Origin of the sequence: Fibrobacter sp., from assembly GCF_045112255.1 — a bacterium.
GTDB lineage: Bacteria > Fibrobacterota > Fibrobacteria > Fibrobacterales > Fibrobacteraceae > Fibrobacter.
On the sequence record NZ_JBGUHR010000052.1, the window covers coordinates 1 to 2,046 of the forward strand.

At 44.8% G+C, this 2,046-nt stretch carries 2 protein-coding genes and 1 pseudogene; 2 read left to right on the forward strand and 1 reads right to left on the reverse strand.

Going from position 1 to position 2,046, the window contains the following annotated elements:
* Positions 1 to 10 precede the first annotated feature (10 nt).
* Positions 11 to 883: pseudogene (locus ACJMM9_RS07300) on the reverse strand (transposase); the annotation flags it as partial.
* A 128-nt stretch (positions 884 to 1,011) separates the two neighbouring features.
* On the opposite strand from ACJMM9_RS07300, the gene ACJMM9_RS07305 reads away from it, so the two are divergent.
* Both ACJMM9_RS07305 and ACJMM9_RS07310 read left to right on the forward strand, forming a co-directional pair.
* Positions 1,012 to 1,629 (forward strand): TetR/AcrR family transcriptional regulator, encoded by a 618-nt coding sequence (locus tag ACJMM9_RS07305; RefSeq protein WP_405325213.1) that lies wholly within the window; start codon positions 1,012 to 1,014, stop codon positions 1,627 to 1,629.
* The coding region (locus ACJMM9_RS07310; RefSeq protein WP_405325215.1) for an ATP-binding cassette domain-containing protein at positions 1,626 to 2,046 on the forward strand (421 nt) is incomplete at its 3' end. The genes ACJMM9_RS07305 and ACJMM9_RS07310, both read left to right, overlap by 4 nt.

Consider the following 2,046-nt stretch of genomic DNA (forward strand, 5'->3'; position numbering starts at 1 on the left):
TTCCGCTCCATTATGCAGATGCCTGATTTTGAAGATTAAGGATGGTCTGCTGGCCGAGGAAGATGAGAAGCTGCCATTTTCCAGGCATGTTATCAGCGCCTTTGAGCATTTCTACTTCGTTCAGTACTTTGTAGCCGACATGCTTGTGTGGGCGGAGAAAGTTGTAGTAAGCAACCCATAGAGCCAGATCATAGTTGGCACCGTCGATGTTGTCAAAGCCGTTTGTGGGTCTGTAAGAGGCCTTGTATGTACGGTTGAGTCTTTCAATCATCTGTTTGTATGGACGGAACTCTTTTGACACCGCATCGTCGTTGGTAAGACCAATTACCTGGGTAATATCGAACTTGAATTTATCTCCAAATTCATGGAAGAACTGCTGTGCAGCCAATGGATAGGCGCTGTATCCATCCGCAATGAATTTAAAGTTTTTTGGAAGTTCTTTTAGGTTCCGGAAAGCCATTCTCATTGTAAGGATACAAGGACCGACACCACGATTATCCGAGACCTGGTAGCCAATGATGGAACGTTTTGCCGCATCCATAATGAACCAGATGTAGGCTTTAACGCCACGGATTTTAATGTAGGTTTCATCAGCAGTGAATACAGAGCCTGTGCCGTAATCGTAATGGTCTACAAAGGGTTTGATACACATGGCGGCAGATTTGCAGTAGTTGGCAATGCTCTGATGTGAGATGTCAATACCGTAAAGATCAAGGAGTGCCTGCTTGGTTTTTCTGAGAGAAAGACCGAGATTCACATGCAGAGTCAAACAAAGTGCCATGGTATGGGAATCGAACTTGGTGAATTTCAGGGAAGATGCATTCTTTGGAAGGGAGTTTAAATCCAACTTAAAGAAATCTATCGTGAATTCGCGGTAGATGTAATCTTCGTTGGTCTAACAGTATAAAAAGAAAACTTTTGAATCATACTCCAAAATACTTGACCGTTTCGGTTATTGGTGCTATACTCTAAATAACCGAAACGGTTATTGTGTAAAAAGGAGGAAATGAATTGGACAAATTTTTGGCCCTGACCGAAGAAAAGAGATTGACCATTCTCAATGCGGCGCTCCAGTGCTTCGGCAAGTTTGGTTATGAAAAAGCCTCAATCAATGATATTGCGGTAGCCGCACACATTTCCAAAGCGTCTGTGTTTCAGTATTTTGGCAGTAAAAAGCATCTCTACATTTACCTGCTGGAATACTGCAAGAAAATCATAGAGGGAATATTTGATAAGGAAGCACTCGATTCCCAAACAGATTTGTTCGACAGGATCATGACTTCCAGCAAAATAGAAATGGAGAGTTTCAAAACACAGCCCTTCATTCTCCAATTTATTTCCAGCGTCTGGGAGGAAACTTCTCCCGATGTGCTGGATTCGCTGGTCATCCTGACGGAAGAAACCTGCAAGTTCAGAAACGATATGATTTTGCGGGAAGATGACGCTTTGAAATTCAAGAACCCGGAAGATGCTGGCCCTGTATTCCAAATGCTTCTGCTGATGGCCGAGGGCTATGCGGCCCGATACCGTGGAGCGGACACTTTTGATTTTGATACCGTCATGGATGATTTTCAAAAGAACATCGCGATTTTGCGGAAAAATTTTTATAAGGAGGAGTATTTGAAATGAGTGAACAAGCGATTGTCTTGAATGAACTGACCAAGCACTATGGGAAGCATCGAGGAATCAATAACCTCAGCTTCTCTGTCAACCAGGGAGAGTTTTTCGGCTTTATCGGCCCCAACGGTGCGGGTAAGTCCACCACAATCCGCACCCTAATGGGGCTGATCCGTCCCACCGGAGGCAGTGCATCTATCTTCGGTTTGGACTGTCACTCCAAGGCCAGCGTCATTGCCAAGGATGTGGGCTATCTGCCCAGCGAGAACAGCTATTACGAAAACATGAAAGTCCGTGAACTTATGCAGTACACCGCCGATCTGTACGGCATGGACTGCAAGGCAAAGATGAAGGAGCTTGCCGACAGGCTCAATCTGGATTTGTCCCGCAAGATTGCAGACCTTTCTCTGGGCAACAAGAAAAAGGTGG